Origin of the sequence: Microbacterium sp. Leaf320 (assembly GCF_001423485.1) — a bacterium.
GTDB lineage: Bacteria > Actinomycetota > Actinomycetes > Actinomycetales > Microbacteriaceae > Microbacterium.
Genome location: NZ_LMOD01000003.1, coordinates 21794 through 35644, shown reverse-complemented (window position 1 = coordinate 35644; position 13851 = coordinate 21794). Strand labels below are relative to the sequence as shown.

17 protein-coding genes are annotated in these 13851 nt (G+C 67.4%); 15 read left to right on the top strand and 2 right to left on the bottom strand.

Going from position 1 to position 13851, the window contains the following annotated elements; genetic code table 11:
* Window positions 1–19 precede the first annotated feature (19 nt).
* Window positions 20–820, bottom strand: a complete 801-nt coding sequence (locus tag ASF63_RS09930) for a MinD/ParA family protein (protein WP_056513086.1) — start codon at window positions 818–820, stop codon at window positions 20–22.
* A 307-nt stretch (window positions 821–1127) separates the two neighbouring features.
* Between ASF63_RS09930 and ASF63_RS19035 the strand changes: the two genes are divergently transcribed.
* The 4 genes from ASF63_RS19035 to ASF63_RS09915 all read left to right on the top strand — a co-directional run bounded on the left by ASF63_RS19035 (window position 1128) and on the right by ASF63_RS09915 (window position 4027).
* Window positions 1128–1490, top strand: a complete 363-nt coding sequence (locus ASF63_RS19035) for a hypothetical protein (protein ID WP_157534304.1) — start codon at window positions 1128–1130, stop codon at window positions 1488–1490.
* A gap of 550 nt (window positions 1491–2040) precedes the next feature.
* The gene (gene priA, locus ASF63_RS09925; RefSeq protein WP_056312186.1) at window positions 2041–2787 is read left to right on the top strand and encodes a bifunctional 1-(5-phosphoribosyl)-5-((5-phosphoribosylamino)methylideneamino)imidazole-4-carboxamide isomerase/phosphoribosylanthranilate isomerase PriA; all 747 of its coding nucleotides are present in this window, start codon (window positions 2041–2043) and stop codon (window positions 2785–2787) included.
* Window positions 2771–3595, top strand: a complete 825-nt coding sequence (locus ASF63_RS09920; RefSeq protein WP_056513083.1) for an SseB family protein — start codon at window positions 2771–2773, stop codon at window positions 3593–3595. Before priA ends, ASF63_RS09920 begins: the two co-directional genes overlap by 17 nt.
* Window positions 3596–3634: 39 nt before the next feature.
* Complete coding sequence (locus ASF63_RS09915; protein ID WP_157534303.1) at window positions 3635–4027, top strand: hypothetical protein; 393 nt, start codon at window positions 3635–3637, stop codon at window positions 4025–4027.
* A 103-nt stretch (window positions 4028–4130) separates the two neighbouring features.
* Here the strand turns inward: ASF63_RS09915 and ASF63_RS09910 are convergent, their stop codons facing one another.
* Window positions 4131–4529 (bottom strand): DUF1844 domain-containing protein, encoded by a 399-nt coding sequence (locus tag ASF63_RS09910; protein ID WP_056513077.1) that lies wholly within the window; start codon window positions 4527–4529, stop codon window positions 4131–4133.
* Between the two features lie 232 nt (window positions 4530–4761).
* Between ASF63_RS09910 and infC the strand changes: the two genes are divergently transcribed.
* From infC to ASF63_RS09855, 11 genes are all read left to right on the top strand, one after another.
* Window positions 4762–5412, top strand: a complete 651-nt coding sequence (infC, locus tag ASF63_RS09905; RefSeq protein WP_082478039.1) for a translation initiation factor IF-3 — start codon at window positions 4762–4764, stop codon at window positions 5410–5412.
* A gap of 73 nt (window positions 5413–5485) precedes the next feature.
* Entirely contained in the window at window positions 5486–5680 is a 195-nt protein-coding gene (rpmI, locus tag ASF63_RS09900) for a 50S ribosomal protein L35 (RefSeq protein ID WP_017828564.1), read from the top strand.
* 32 nt (window positions 5681–5712) lie between these two features.
* Complete coding sequence (rplT, locus tag ASF63_RS09895; RefSeq protein WP_029262486.1) at window positions 5713–6099, top strand: 50S ribosomal protein L20; 387 nt, start codon at window positions 5713–5715, stop codon at window positions 6097–6099.
* A gap of 102 nt (window positions 6100–6201) precedes the next feature.
* On the top strand, window positions 6202–7014 hold the full coding sequence (locus ASF63_RS09890) for a TrmH family RNA methyltransferase (protein ID WP_056514825.1): 813 nt from the start codon (window positions 6202–6204) through the stop codon (window positions 7012–7014).
* A gap of 74 nt (window positions 7015–7088) precedes the next feature.
* Window positions 7089–7757, top strand: a complete 669-nt coding sequence (locus tag ASF63_RS09885; RefSeq protein ID WP_056513073.1) for a response regulator transcription factor — start codon at window positions 7089–7091, stop codon at window positions 7755–7757.
* A 6-nt stretch (window positions 7758–7763) separates the two neighbouring features.
* Window positions 7764–9140 carry a sensor histidine kinase gene (locus ASF63_RS09880; RefSeq protein ID WP_056513070.1) on the top strand — a complete coding sequence of 459 codons (1377 nt, stop codon included), beginning with the start codon at window positions 7764–7766 and terminating at the stop codon, window positions 9138–9140.
* The gene (locus tag ASF63_RS09875) at window positions 9137–10117 is read left to right on the top strand and encodes a TAXI family TRAP transporter solute-binding subunit (RefSeq protein ID WP_056513067.1); all 981 of its coding nucleotides are present in this window, start codon (window positions 9137–9139) and stop codon (window positions 10115–10117) included. The genes ASF63_RS09880 and ASF63_RS09875 overlap by 4 nt, the downstream gene beginning before the upstream one ends.
* A 356-nt stretch (window positions 10118–10473) precedes the next feature.
* Window positions 10474–11220: an amino acid ABC transporter ATP-binding protein gene (locus tag ASF63_RS09870; protein ID WP_056514823.1), complete on the top strand. Its 747-nt coding sequence runs from the start codon at window positions 10474–10476 to the stop codon at window positions 11218–11220.
* Between the two features lie 46 nt (window positions 11221–11266).
* Entirely contained in the window at window positions 11267–12175 is a 909-nt protein-coding gene (locus tag ASF63_RS09865) for a glutamate ABC transporter substrate-binding protein (RefSeq protein ID WP_056513064.1), read from the top strand.
* 60 nt (window positions 12176–12235) lie between these two features.
* On the top strand, window positions 12236–12892 hold the full coding sequence (locus tag ASF63_RS09860) for an amino acid ABC transporter permease (protein ID WP_056513061.1): 657 nt from the start codon (window positions 12236–12238) through the stop codon (window positions 12890–12892).
* Complete coding sequence (locus ASF63_RS09855; protein ID WP_056514819.1) at window positions 12889–13830, top strand: amino acid ABC transporter permease; 942 nt, start codon at window positions 12889–12891, stop codon at window positions 13828–13830. Before ASF63_RS09860 ends, ASF63_RS09855 begins: the two co-directional genes overlap by 4 nt.
* The last annotated feature ends 21 nt before the right edge of the window (window positions 13831–13851 follow it).

Sequence of the window (13851 nt, the reverse complement as noted above, 5' to 3'; positions counted from 1 at the left end):
GTGCGCTGGTCGCTGCGCGTTAGAAACCGCGCGCGACCGCGGCTGCGGCCGACAGCCATGCCTGCTGAGTGGGTGCCGAGAGCGCACGAAGACGGAGGTGTCCGTCGACCATCTCGCGATCGAACGGGATGTCGACGACTTCACGCGCCAGCGGCCGGTACCCCGCGACGACATCTGCGATCTCCGCGGATGAGGCCTTGGGGTCGGCCTGGCTGACCACGACCACGGATTCGCGCGCGAGGCGCGCTGAGCGTTCGTCGCGGTCCTCGAGCGCTTCGAGAAGAAGCGCTCCGGCCTCGGCGTGGTCGTCGCGCGTCGTCGTCGCGACGACGATCTGATCCGCGAGGTCGATCATGCGCAACCACATCGGATCGGATTCGTCGTTGCCTGAATCGATGATGATCAGTCGGTAGAACTTCGCAGCGACCGCGTGGATCGAATCCACATCCGCCGGGCTGAGACGATTCTCATGTGCCAGTCGTATGGGCTTGGACCGCAGCACGTCGTACTTCTCCTGCGGCTGGTGGTGCACGAAATGCGCCAGATCGGCCGACTGGCCCTGGGCGCCGAGCAGGCGCTGCGTCTGCGGCAGGAGCTCGAGCAGGGTGCGGTCGTGAGCGCCGGTCTCGGTGCGCCATCCGAGCGTGCCTCGGGTCTGATTGTTGTCCCAGGCCAGCACGCCGGCGCCGCCGTACTGGGCGAACACGGCCGACAACAGCACCGTGGCGGGAGTCTTACCAGCCCCGCCCTTGCCGTTGACGACAGCGACGGTGCGCGGACCCGGCCAATGGCGGCTGACCTCGTGCTCGTCGTCGCGCATCGCACGCTCACGCGCATTGGGGCCGAGGGAGAACCCGACACGATTGAGGAATCCGCGACCGCCTCGGCGCGCAGGCTCCTCCCGTCGTTCCTCCTGCAGGAAGGAGCGGCGTTCGACTCCCTGCTCCCGTTGGCGGCGACGAGAGGAGGCTGCTGCTTCCGTCTGCGTCGGTGCGGTGGCGCCGGGTGCGAGCGCGGCGGGTGGGATCGGCGTCGCTGCGGCAGGGCCTTGTGCCTGGACCGGCCCCTCCGCCTGGAGGATCGCGGTGGGGCGAGTGTCCGGAGCACCCGGATTCGGAGCCGACGGGATGGTTGCCGCGGGAGCGGAGAAGCTCGGTGATGCCGGTGATGCCGGTGCTGCCGGTGATGCCGGTGCTGCCGGTGATGCCGGTGCTGCCGGTGATGCCGGTGATGCCGCTGCGGTGGAGGGGCGGAGTGGCGTTGTCGCCGGCTGTGCAGGTGGCGCGGGGGCCCCCGGCACGATCGGAACGACCGGCACGGCTGCACCGGTCGTCTGCGGAACCTCGGCGGGCTGCGAGGCGGAAGGGGACGCGGGCGGAGTCGCCGGAGCCGATGCTGCCGGTACAGCCGAAGGCCCCCCGGTAGGGGGCGTCCTGGCAGGTGCGGGCGGGACAGCGGGAAGCTGCGGCTCGGCGCGCGTGGTCTGCTGAGCAGGGGGAGGCGTCAGAGGAACGGGTCGTCCGGCGTCCGAGGATGCGGAAGTCACCGGTGCCTGCGCCGGGGCGTCGGGGTGAGGGAGGGCAGGTGCTGCCGCCGCGGCAGCCGCTGCCGCAGCGCGTGTTCCCGGCGCAGGAGTACTCGACGCCGCACTCGCTGCAGGGGATCGCGGGGGCGTCGGAGCCGACCAGTCCACGGCACCGCCATCGTTCGCGGTGGGGGCGTTCGCGGTGTCTGCTGCGGGGATCGACGGGTGCGGAGTTCTCGGGCTCTGCTCGGCATCCTCCTGCGGGCTCGGCTCGGGCTTGCCGCTCTCCGGAACCTCGGGAGGCATCGGATTGCCCCGACGCAGGGGTCCGCTTCCACGCGCTTCCGCATCGCGCACCATGGAACATCTCCTCACCGACCGAACAGGGGCGTCTTCGAGGCTACCGCGTGGCGTCCGTCGTTCTCTGCCGTCATCATTTTGGAGCGGGCGGATACGCGGGCTAGTGTCGACTCTCGTGCCGACGAATCGGCCCTCCCATCTCACCTGAGGACGTCATGAACGACTTCGCGCAGTCCCCTTCTCTCACTCTGCTCCCCGCTGTCGATGTCGCGGGTGGCAAGGCCGTCCGCCTCACGCAGGGCGAGGCAGGCACCGAGACCAGCTACGGCGACCCGCTGGACGCGGCAGGGGAGTGGGTCGCGCAGGGCGCGAAGTGGATCCACCTCGTCGACCTCGACGCGGCGTTCGGTCGCGGCAGCAACGCCCCGATCCTCCGCAAGGTCATCAAGCAGTTCAAGAACGTCAACGTCGAGCTGTCGGGCGGGATCCGTGACGACGCGACGCTCGAGGCCGCTCTCGAGAGTGGTGCGACGCGCATCAACCTCGGCACCGCCGCGCTCGAGAACCCCGAGTGGGCGGCTGACGTGATCGGTCGCTTCGGCGAGGCGATCGCCGTGGGGCTCGATGTCCGCGGCACCACCCTCGCCGCACGCGGCTGGACCAAGGAGGGCGGCGACCTCTGGGAGGTCCTCGAGCGCCTCGAGGATGCCGGCTGCAGCCGCTACGTCGTCACCGACGTCACCAAGGACGGCACGCTCAAGGGCCCGAACCTCGAACTGCTCCGCGAGATGACCTCGCGCACTCCGAAGCCTGTCGTCGCATCGGGTGGCATCGCGAACCTCGACGACATCGCCGCGCTCCGCGAGCTGGTGCCGCTGGGCGTCGAGGGCGCGATCGTGGGCAAGGCCCTGTACGCCGGGGCGTTCACGCTGGCTGAGGCTCTGGATGTCGCGGGGGACTGACGACGCCTGCGGCCACGGCCCCGAGGGCCATGGCGCGCACGATCACGCCGCGGGGAACCGAGGCGACTCCGCAGGTGTGCCCTGGGAGGGGCGCAGCTTCGAGTCGAACCCGCATGCGGGCGATGATGGCTCTGCCGACCCCGGACTCCTCGACGCGCTCCTGCGCTTCCGTGCAGGATCCGGCGCCCAGGCCGAGGTGGTCGACGCGTTTCGCGCCGCCCGAGTGCTGATACCGCTGATCGCCGAGAAGGGCGAAGAGGGGGTGGCGCCCAGCGGGCTCGCGGTCGACAAGACTCAGGAGCTCTCGATCGTCACTGTGGCCGCTCCTGACGGACGCCGCGTGCAGCCCGTGTTCTCCTCGGTCCAGGCGATGCAGCGCTGGGATGCGACCGCGCGGCCGATTCCGGTCGAGGCCACGCGCGTGGCACTGTCGGCTTCCGCAGAGGACACCGATCTGATCGTGCTCGATCCGACCTCCGAGACCGAGTTCGTGTTTCGTCGCCCCGCTGTATGGGCGATAGCGCAGGGGCACCGGTGGGAGCCGAGCTTCCTGTCTCCCGAGGTCTTCAGTGCGCTGCAGGAGAGCGTCGCGCATGAGCTCGCGGTCATCGACGTGGCGGTCGCCGCCGGGGATCCGGATGCGCGCCTGCGGGGACCCGAGCTGATCGTCGTCCTCGAGCTCGTCGACGGTCTCGAGCGTGAGGTTCTCGACGCGGTGCTCGCTCGGCTGGCTCAGCGCTGGGCGGCGGATGACCGCATCGCGGTGCTCGCGGATTCGCTCACCGTGAAACTCCGTCGCTCCACCTGAGCCTCGCGGCCGCGGTATCCGCGTCGCTAGGGTGGCGGCATGCACAGGGCAGCAGTGGCGGTCATCGGACTCGTCGTCGCGCTGCTGTTGCCGGGATGCGCGACCACGTGCCCTGCGATCGGGTGGTCGAACGGCGTCGAGATCGACGCGTCCGCATACGGCTCCGATGTCTTCCTGCAGGTCTGCTCGGATGCGGGATGTTCGGCGGGTCCCGGGGTTACACCGACTCTGGAGACGGATCTGTCCGTGCCTGCGCAGGGTGACGCCGGGACCTTCCACTTCGGCTTCGCCGCCCCGGACGACATCACGGTGCGCGTCTACGACGACTCCGGCGCCCTGATCGCGGAGACGCAGGAGGCCATCGCGTGGACGCATTCGTCGGACCCCTGCGGCGGCCCGTCCACGGCTCCGCCCGTCGTCCTGCATCCCTGAGACTCGTTCTGCCTCGGACCGCTCGCGCGACGACCGGGCGATACTCGGTACGACGCGAAGACCCACCCGGAGCCCGGACCAACAGATCCGAACGGAAGACCGCTTAGTTGACCGGCCCCGTCCACTTCTCGCCGGGTCCCTTGCCGATCGGATCGGGGATCGTGGAGGCTTCGCGGAACGCGAGCTGCAGAGAGCGCAGGCCGTCGCGGAGCGAGCGGGCGTGCATGTCGCTGATCTCGGGTGCGCCGGCGGTGATGAGGCCGGCCAGGGCGTTGATGAGCTTGCGTGCCTCATCGAGGTCGAGCTGCGCCGCGGCATCCGGGTCGTCGGCGAGGCCGAGCTTCACTGCCGCGGCGCTCATGAGATGCACGGCGGCGGTCGTGATGACCTCCACTGCTGGCACGTCGGCGATGTCTCGGGTGGCGGAAGAAGCCGCCTCCTCCTGTCGGGCCCAGCGCTCTTCGCGCTCACGTGCAGCCTCGTCCGATGCCTGGTTCGTCACTTCGCCTTGCCTTCTGTTAGACTTTGTCGGGCTCCGGAGCGTAATGCTCCGGCACGAAAGAGGATTCACTTCCCACCCGCGCTTGCCGTTCCAGGCTACCGGGTCTTGCACTCCACCGGATCGCGTCGTCAGATGCATCCGGCAGGCAGGGTGCAGAGCCGGCGTCTGAATGCCGGCGGGTGGGGGACGATTCTGATTTCGCCCGGGATGCTGACTGCGTTCTGGTGGCCGAATCCACTCGTCTAAGGAGTTACGCATCAGCGATCCCCGCACCAATGAGCGCATCCGCGTCCCCGAGGTCCGCCTCGTCGGCCCCGCGGGTGAGCAGATCGGCGTCGTCCGCATCGAGGCGGCGCTGCGCCTTGCGCAGGAAGCCGACCTCGACCTCGTCGAGGTCGCACCCAACTCGAAGCCGCCTGTAGTCAAGATCATGGACTACGGCAAGTTCAAGTACGAAGCTGCCCAGAAGGAGAAGGAAGCTCGCCGCAACCAGGCGAACACCATTCTCAAGGAGGTCCGTTTCCGCCTGAAGATCGAGGCGCACGACTACACGACCAAGCTCAAGCGCGCCGAGGGCTTCCTCAAGGCGGGCGACAAGGTGAAGGCCATGATCCTCTTCCGCGGTCGCGAGCAGTCGCGCCCGGAGCAGGGTGTGCGTCTCCTCCGCAAGTTCGCAGAAGATGTCGCTGAGCTCGGAACCGTCGAGTCGAACCCGACCATCGACGGTCGCAACATGGTCATGATCGTGGCTCCGCTCAAGAGCAAGTCCGAGGCCAAGCAGGAGCAGAACGCGGTTCGCGACGCACAGCGCGCGGCGAACAAGCAGGCCGCTCGTGAGGCCAAGAGCGACACAGACGCACCGGCCGAGGCCGCAGCGGAGTAACTCCCGCCCCCAAGACTCCCGCACCGCGGGTTGACACCGTCGCCTGAGAAGGCGCCATACGAAGGAAGAGAAGATGCCGAAGCAGAAGACCCACTCGGGTGCTAAGAAGCGCTTCAAGATCACCGGCAGCGGCAAGCTGAAGAAGCAGCAGGCCGGAATGCGCCACAACCTCGAGCACAAGTCGAGCCGTCGCACCCGCCGCCTCAACCAGGACCAGGTGCTGTCGAAGGCTGACACCAAGGTCGCGAAGAAGCTTCTCGGTCGCTGAGCGCCCGAACGCACGAATAGGAACACAGGAAAATGGCAAGAGTCAAGCGGGCGGTAAACGCCCACAAGAAGCGCCGGGTCATCCTCGAGCGCGCAAAGGGTTACCGCGGTCAGCGTTCGCGCCTGTACCGCAAGGCCAAAGAGCAGGTCATCCACTCGCTGGTCTACTCGTACCGTGACCGTCGCAAGCGCAAGGGTGACTTCCGTCGCCTGTGGATCCAGCGCATCAACGCTGCTGCACGCCAGAACGGCATCACGTACAACCGCTTCATCCAGGGCCTCGGTCTCGCGGGTGTCACCGTCGACCGTCGCATGCTCGCCGACCTCGCGGTCAACGACGCAGCGACCTTCACGACGCTGGTCGAGACGGCCAAGAAGGCTCTGCCCTCTGACGTCAACGCTCCGAAGTCGGCCGCGTAAGCAGCTCTTCACCACAGAGGACGCTCTCCTTCGGGAAGGCGTCCTCTGTTGTTTCCCCGGTGTGTGCGCAGCGAGGTGCCTGCGGTTCTCTAGACTGTGAACGTGCTGGAGAACCCCCGTTCGCCCCGAGTCCGAGCCGTCGCGAAGCTGACCAAGCGCAGCGCGCGCAGTGAGACGGGTCTGTACCTCCTCGAAGGTCCGCAGGCCGTCCGTGAGGCGCTGACCTACAGCCCCGAGGCCATCGTCGAGCTCTTCGCGACCCCGACCGGGTGGGAGAAGCATCCCGACATCCGGTCGAAGGCGGCCGACGCCGACGTCGAGGTCGAGTACGTCACGGAATACGTGCTGAATGCGATGGCCGACACGGTGACGCCACAGGGACTCGTCGCGGTCGTCCGGCAGACCCCGACCTCGGTGCGCGACGTCTTCGCGTCATCTCCTCGTCTCGTCGCGATCTGCGAGGAGATCCGTGACCCGGGCAACCTCGGCACGATCATCAGGGCCGCCGATGCGGCGGGCGCCGATGCCGTGATCCTCACCGGCCGGACCGTCGATCCATACAACCCCAAGGTCGTCAGGGCCACCACCGGCTCGCTGTTCCACCTGCCGGTGTCTGTGGGCGCCGAGCTCGACGACGTCGTGAAGAAGGCGCACGCCGCCGGACTGCGGGTGCTGGCTGCTGATGTGAAGGGCGATGATCTGCTGCGGGCGCGTGCAGACGGTGTCCTGGCGGAGCCGACCGCGTGGCTGTTCGGCAACGAGGCACGGGGTCTTGAGGACGAGGCGCTGGCTCAGGCCGATCAGGTGCTCAAGCTCCCCATCTTCGGCCGCGCCGAGTCGCTGAACCTCGCGACGGCGGCGAGCGTGTGCCTCTATGAGAGCGCCTTCGCCCAGCGGGCGGAATCCCTCTCCTGATCGCCGCATCCGAGGTGAGCCCGCGCGACTGATAGGTTTGTGCCTGCTCGAGCGGAGAAGGGGACCCGGAATCGATGCGGATTCTGATCGTGGAGGACGACGAGCGCGTCGCCGCTGCGCTCGAGGCCTTCCTCGCGCGATCGGGGTATGCCACGGCGAGGGCAGCCGACGGCGCGTCCGCCTTGGAGATGCTGGGTGCCGATACCGAGGTCGTCCTTCTCGACCTGGGACTGCCTGACGTCGACGGCATCGATCTGTGCCGTCGTATCCGGGGTCGCTCGGAGGTCCCGATCGTCATCGTGACCGCACGCAATCAGGTCGCGGAGCGGATCAGAGGTCTGCGGGCCGGTGCCGATGACTTCGTCGTCAAGCCCTACGACGTTCACGAGCTCCTCGCCCGCATCGAGGCGGTCACCCGCCGTTCGAGGCCGGTGCGCCCGGAGTCGGAGGCTCACGTGCGACTCCAGGACGGAGATGTCGAGATCGACCTCATCGCCCGCCAGGTCCTCATCGACCGAGTGCCGATCGAGCTCACCCGGAAGGAGTTCGACATCGTCGCGGTCCTGGCCAGATATCCGGGCGTCGCAGTGCCGAAGGAGCGCCTGATCCGCGAGGTGTGGAACACCGACTGGCGAGGCTTCGGACATTCGCTGGAGGTTCATGTCGGCGCGATCCGGCGCAAGGTCGGCCAGGTCAGCCTGATCGAGACCGTGCGTGGCGTCGGCTACCGGCTGGTGGGGTAGCGTCCGATGCGCAGGCGTCTCATCGTGGTGTTCCTCGTTCCTCTGGTGGCGATCCTGCTCTCGCTCGGCGGAGCGGCGGCCTGGAGTGCCACCCGCAGCATCCAGCAGGCGTTCTACACCGAGCAGCTCGGGGATGTCGGGTACTTCGTGACCAGCGCGCGGCAGGCGCTGCGCTCGGGGAGCGCCACCGTGATCGACGCCGAGGTCAGGCGATTCGAACAGGTCTACGGCATCGATGTGATGGTGTTCGATCTGACGGGAAGTGTCTGGGCGTCGGGGAACAGCGACGCCGAGGTGATCGCCGAGGACCAAGCGGCCAGGGTCCGGCTCGCCCTCTCCGGACGTCGAGCAGAGGCTCCTGAACCTGTCTTCCCCTGGGGCACTGCGGACTCCTCGATAGTCGAGCCGGTCTTCGACGACGGCGACGTCATAGGAGCGGTCATGGTGTCGGCCGATGTCGAGGCGCCGCGCACCGAGATCGTGCAGCAGGTCTTCGTGCTGGCGCTCGTGTCGATCGTGTCGATCGGGCTCGGAGTGCTTCTCGTCTTCCAGCTCGCGCGATGGGTGCTGTCTCCCGTGCGTCGCCTGGACGAGGCCATGATCGCGATCGAACGCGGAGAGATGGACGCTCGGGTCGCGGAGGACACGGGCCCTCCGGAGCTGCGCCGGATGACCCGAGTGTTCAACGGCATGGCGGATGAGATCGAGAGAGTGATGACGCGACAGCAGGAGTTCGCGCTCAACGCCTCGCACGAGCTGCGCAATCCGCTCAACGCGCTGCTGCTGCGCGTCGAGCACCTCTCGACGGGCCTCGACCGTGAGTGGGACGACGACGTCGAGGAGACGAGGGAGGAGGGGAGGCGGATGGCGCGGATCCTCGAGACTCTGCTCGCCCTTGCTCGAGGAGGACGTGCGGACACCACGATCTCCGCCGTCGACCTCACGACTCTCGCGACCAGACGGGCCGATGCGTGGAGCGAGGTGGCATCCCAGCGGAGGATCCGCACGCACGCGGTCGGGAGCGACCCTGTGCTGAGCGTGACAGATCGCACGATCGTCGAGAGCGCACTCGACGCGGTCATCGACAACGCGGTCAAATTCTCGCCCTCGGGTGCGGTCGTCGAGATCGGTGCGGGACGTGACGGCGATGTGTGTCGCCTGACCGTCCGCGATCACGGACCGGGCCTCACCCCCGAGCAGGCGACGAACGCAGCCGACCGATTCTGGCGCAGCGACGACAGCGGCGAGACATCGGGATCGGGACTGGGGCTCGCGATCGCCACCGACCTGCTCGGGTCGATCGGCGGCGAGCTCCGGGTCGAGTCGCCCGAGGGCGGCGGCCTGCTGGTCACGCTGCTGCTCCCGGACGGAGCTGCCCGATGAGTGGGCGGGGCAGCGCTCGCCGGACCTGGACGCGGATCTCCGCGGCGATCGCCGTGCTGGTCGTCGTCGGGGCGTCGAGCGCGTGCAGTACTCGAGCGAGCGAATGGGACGACTCGAGGTACGAGATCGCGAGCGGAGGATCCGACGGGGTCTATTTCGCGTACGGTTCCGCGCTCGCAGACGAGCTCTCAGCGTCGCTCGACGTCGACATGGTCGCGGAGGAGTCGGCGGGCTCGGTCGACAACCTCTTGCGGGTGAGCGCGGGAGACGCGCTTCTCGGCTTCGCCCAGGGCGATGCGGCTGCGGACGCGGTCGCAGGTGCGGGAGCCTTCGACGATCCCCTGCCGGTGCGGGCCGTCGCCCGGCTCTACGACGAGTACCTCCATGTGGTCGTCCGCGCGGATTCGGACATCGACGAGATCGGCGACCTCACGGGGAGGACGGTGTCGCTCGGCGCGGAGAACTCCGGGGTCCATGTCATCGCTGCTCGGGCGCTGGATGCGGCCACCGTCGACATCACGTCGATCGGTGACCCGCAACTCGGCCTTCGCGACTCCATCGGCGCGCTGGAACGCTCCGAGATCGACGGCTTCTTCTGGGTCGGCGGCATCCCCACGCCGGGTATCGCGGAACTCGCACTGACGACCCCCGTGCGTCTGCTCCCGATCGATCAGACCTGGGTGAACACGATCAATGCACGCTACTCAGACGCCTATCGGCCGTCGGACTTCCCCGTCGGCCTCTACGGACTCGACGAATCGCAGCCCACGATGGCGGTTCCGAACTACCTCGTCACGGCAACGGGCACCCCGGATGCCGTCGTCCACGACGTCCTCACGGGCCTGTTCGGCGCCCGAACCCGGATCGCGCAGGGCGTCCCCGCGGCCGCTCTCCTCGACCGTAGGCAGGCCATCTTCACGGGGCCGGTCGAGCTGCACCCCGGAGCGGTCGAGTACTACCGGGGCCAGCGGGACTGAGCCCTCAAGAAATCCTCAAGAAGTCCGCTCGCGCACGCGGGGCTCTGCCAATCTGGGGGTCGATCGCGATCGATTCGACGGAGAATTCAGATGTCACAGAGCCCACGCCACTCATGCAGGCGCGGGCTTTGTCCATCCCTCGGGTCGTCTCGTGATCGGATCCGATCGGAGGCTTGCCGCTTCGTCCCGCCTGGGGGAGGAACGCAGCGGCAGGGACGCCCCCACGGCTCGCGGGGGCGGGCCGTGGGGCACTCCGATGATTCCGAGCGATCGCGCCCTTGTCGTGGTTACGAACGTGTAAATGTCGACGCGACTGTATGGAGCCACGTGACCGACCTGGCTAGTTTGGAGAAATGATGACCTCTGGTAAGCCTCTCGTCGTGGTCGACAACGTCCAGAAGCACTATGGCGACTTCCAGGCGCTCACGGATATCGATCTCACGGTGAACGCCGGTGAGGTCGTCGTCGTGATCGGCCCCTCCGGCTCGGGGAAGTCGACGCTGTGTCGAACGATCAACCGGCTCGAGACGATCACGAGCGGCACGATCAGCATCGACGGCAAGGCGCTTCCCGCCGAGGGCAAGGGACTCGCGAACCTGCGCGCCGACGTCGGCATGGTGTTCCAGTCGTTCAACCTCTTCGCGCACCTGACGATCCTCGAGAACGTCACCCTCGGCCCTATCAAGGTGAGAGGCATGAAGAAGGCCGACGCCGACAAGGAGGCCATGACGCTCCTCGAGCGCGTCGGGGTCGCCCAGCAGGCATCGAAGCTCCCCGCGCAGCTCTCGGGCGGACAGCAGCAGCGCGTCGCGATCGCACGTGCTCTCGCGATGCAGCCCAAGGTCATGCTCTTCGACGAGCCGACGAGCGCGCTCGACCCCGAGATGATCAACGAGGTCCTCGACGTCATGGTCGAGCTCGCCCACGACGGCATGACCATGATCGTCGTCACCCATGAGATGGGCTTCGCCCGCAAGGCCGCCAACCGCGTGGTCTTCATGGCCGACGGGCGCATCGTGGAGGAGGCGACTCCCGAGGAGTTCTTCACGAACCCGAAGAGCGATCGCGCCAAGGACTTCCTCTCCAAGCTCCTCACGCACTGACGAGCTTCACAGACCTTTGCACACACAGCACACGAAGGAGACGCACATGCGACGCACACGCACACTGGCAGGAATCGGGATCGCGACGGTGGCACTGTTCGCGCTGACCGCCTGCAACAGCGGCAGCCCGTCCAGCCCCGGCGCCGGAACCGGCAGCGACGAAGGCGAGGACTCCACCTGGTTCGAGGTCGCCGAAGACGTCCAGCTCGAGGGCAGCCCGACGTTCGACGCCATCCAGGAGCGCGACAAGGTCATCGTCGGCGTCAAGGAAGACCAGCCCGGTCTCGGCTACCTGGATGTCACGACGGGGGAGCGCACCGGCTTCGACGTCGACATCGCCCGCTGGATCGCGGCCTCGCTCGGCTACGACGAGGACAAGATCGAGTTCAAGCCGATCGCCTCGGCGAACCGCGAGCAGGCGATCACCAACGGTGACATCGACTACTACGTCGGCACCTACTCGATCAACGACAAGCGCAAAGAGCTCATCGACTTCGCCGGCCCGTACTTCATCACCGGACAGGGGCTCCTGGTCGCTGCGGATGCGGATGACGCCGAGGCGCTCGAGGACTTCAACGGCAAGACCGTCTGCTCTGCGACCGGATCGACGCCGATCCAGAACATCAAGGCGAACTTCCCCGACATCAAGACGCAGGAGTACGACCTGTACTCCGCCTGCGTCCAGGATCTGATCGACGGCAAGGTCGACGCGGTCACCACCGACCAGGCGATCCTGATCGGATATGCGGCTCAGTACCCGGATGACGTGAAGGTCACCGGCGGCCTCTTCACCGAGGAGCGCTACGGCGTCGGCCTCACCAAGGGCGACGACGCACTGCGCACGCACATCAACGAGCTCTTCACCGACGGTGGCGACATCTGGCAGGCGATCTTCGACGCGAACCTCGGTTCCAGCGGCATCGAGGTCGAGCAGCCCGAGGTCGACGCGTACTGATCTGACCTGGGCGGCCTCCTTCGGGGGGCCGCCCACACAGTCTGAAGAAGGGAGGGTGGCGTGGACGTCATCTTCGGCAACCTCGATCTCTGGGGAGAGGCGATCAGCAACACGCTGCTCGTGTTCTTCGCCGGCGGGGTCATCGCACTGATCCTCGGTCTCATCGTCGGAGCGATGCGCGTGTCGCCGGTGCCGATCGCCCGGGGCGTCGGCACCGTGTACGTGAACACCGTGCGCAACACCCCGCTCACCCTCGTGTTCTTCTTCTTCATCTTCGGGTACCCGCAGCTGGGCCTCCCCGAGCTGTCGAACCTGGTGCTCGGCATCCTCGCGATCGGCATCTACACCGCCACCTACGTGGCGGAGGTGCTGAGGGCGGGAATCAACACCGTTCCGGTCGGCCAGGCCGAGGCCGCACGAGCGATCGGCCTGCCTTTCGGACAGGTGATGGGTCTCGTGATCCTCCCGCAGGCGTTCCGCTCGGTCGTCCCACCGATGATGAGCGTGTTCATCGCCCTGCTGAAGAACACCACCGTCGCTGCCGGGTTCTCGGTCGCCGAGCTCGCGGCTCTGCGCTCGACGGTCAACGACTCAGCCGACCGACCCGGCAACCCCATGGAGGTCCTGCTCTGGGTCGCTGTGGTGTTCGTCGCCCTCGTGCTGCTGTTGAGCTGGCTGCAGCGATATCTCGAGAACCGATGGAGGATCGCGCGATGAGTTCCGTACTGTACGACGTCCCGGGCCCCCGGGCGATCGCCCGCAACCGCATCATCGCCGCCCTCACGGTCGTCCTCGTCCTCGTCGCCGTCGGATTCGTGGTCCTCCGGATGGTCGAGACCGGCCAGTTCTCGGCGGAGAAGTGGTACGTCTTCACGTTCTCCAACGTGTGGATGGGCATCCTCAAGGCGCTCGGCAACACACTGGCCGCTTTCGGGTTCGCCGCGCTCCTGAGCGTGATCCTCGGATTCCTGCTCGCGATCGGGCGGCTGTCCGATCATGCGTGGATCCGCATCCCCATCACTGCGATCACCGAGCTGTTCCGAGCGGTCCCGGTTCTGGTCTTCATGATGCTGCTCTACTACGGGCTACCCGTGGTCGGCATCAAGATGGATCCGTACTGGGCCGTCGTGCTCGCCCTCATGGCCTACAACGGGTCGGTCCTCGCCGAGGTGCTTCGCGCCGGCGTCGAGTCGCTGCCCCGCGGACAGAAAGAAGCCGGGTACGCCATCGGTCTCCGCAAGAGCGGCGTCATGCGACTGATCCTCCTGCCGCAGGCGATCCGGGCGATGCTCCCGGTGATCGTCGCTCAGCTCGTCGTCACCATGAAGGACACCGCCCTCGGGTTCATCATCACGTACCCCGAACTGCTCTACTACGCGAAGCAGCTCACGTCCCAGCAGGGGCGTCCGATCCTGCAGTCGGCATTCGTGATCGGTGGCATCTACATCATCATGTGCCTGATCCTCTCGGGCATCGCCCGGTGGGTCGAGATCAGCACCCGGCGTTCGCCGAAGGTGCAGGCCATCCACGCCGCAGAGGATCCTCGCCAGCACGGCGATGGAACGGACACCGAGCTGATCACCCTGCAGCGCGGAGGCAGCGGGTTCGGCGGTGCCGGCGGTGTAGGCGGGTTGGACAGCTCCGATCCGAAGTGACCTCTACCGGCGCGGGGCGAC

Bases quoted from the DNA above. Each gene is read 5' to 3' on its own strand.
- ASF63_RS09865 (WP_056513064.1), top strand. From the start codon at position 11,267: ATGCGACGCACACGCACACTGGCAGGAATCGGGATCGCGACGGTGGCA.
- ASF63_RS09870 (WP_056514823.1), top strand. From the start codon at position 10,474: ATGACCTCTGGTAAGCCTCTCGTCGTGGTCGACAACGTCCAGAAGCAC.
- ASF63_RS09930 (WP_056513086.1), bottom strand. From the start codon at position 820: ATGCGCGACGACGAGCACGAGGTCAGCCGCCATTGGCCGGGTCCGCGC.
- ASF63_RS09920 (WP_056513083.1), top strand. From the start codon at position 2,771: ATGTCGCGGGGGACTGACGACGCCTGCGGCCACGGCCCCGAGGGCCAT.
- ASF63_RS09855 (WP_056514819.1), top strand. From the start codon at position 12,889: ATGAGTTCCGTACTGTACGACGTCCCGGGCCCCCGGGCGATCGCCCGC.
- ASF63_RS09880 (WP_056513070.1), top strand. From the start codon at position 7,764: ATGCGCAGGCGTCTCATCGTGGTGTTCCTCGTTCCTCTGGTGGCGATC.
- rpmI (WP_017828564.1), top strand. From the start codon at position 5,486: ATGCCGAAGCAGAAGACCCACTCGGGTGCTAAGAAGCGCTTCAAGATC.
- ASF63_RS09875 (WP_056513067.1), top strand. From the start codon at position 9,137: ATGAGTGGGCGGGGCAGCGCTCGCCGGACCTGGACGCGGATCTCCGCG.
- priA (WP_056312186.1), top strand. From the start codon at position 2,041: ATGAACGACTTCGCGCAGTCCCCTTCTCTCACTCTGCTCCCCGCTGTC.
- ASF63_RS19035 (WP_157534304.1), top strand. From the start codon at position 1,128: ATGGTTGCCGCGGGAGCGGAGAAGCTCGGTGATGCCGGTGATGCCGGT.
- ASF63_RS09915 (WP_157534303.1), top strand. From the start codon at position 3,635: ATGCACAGGGCAGCAGTGGCGGTCATCGGACTCGTCGTCGCGCTGCTG.
- ASF63_RS09885 (WP_056513073.1), top strand. From the start codon at position 7,089: ATGCGGATTCTGATCGTGGAGGACGACGAGCGCGTCGCCGCTGCGCTC.
- rplT (WP_029262486.1), top strand. From the start codon at position 5,713: ATGGCAAGAGTCAAGCGGGCGGTAAACGCCCACAAGAAGCGCCGGGTC.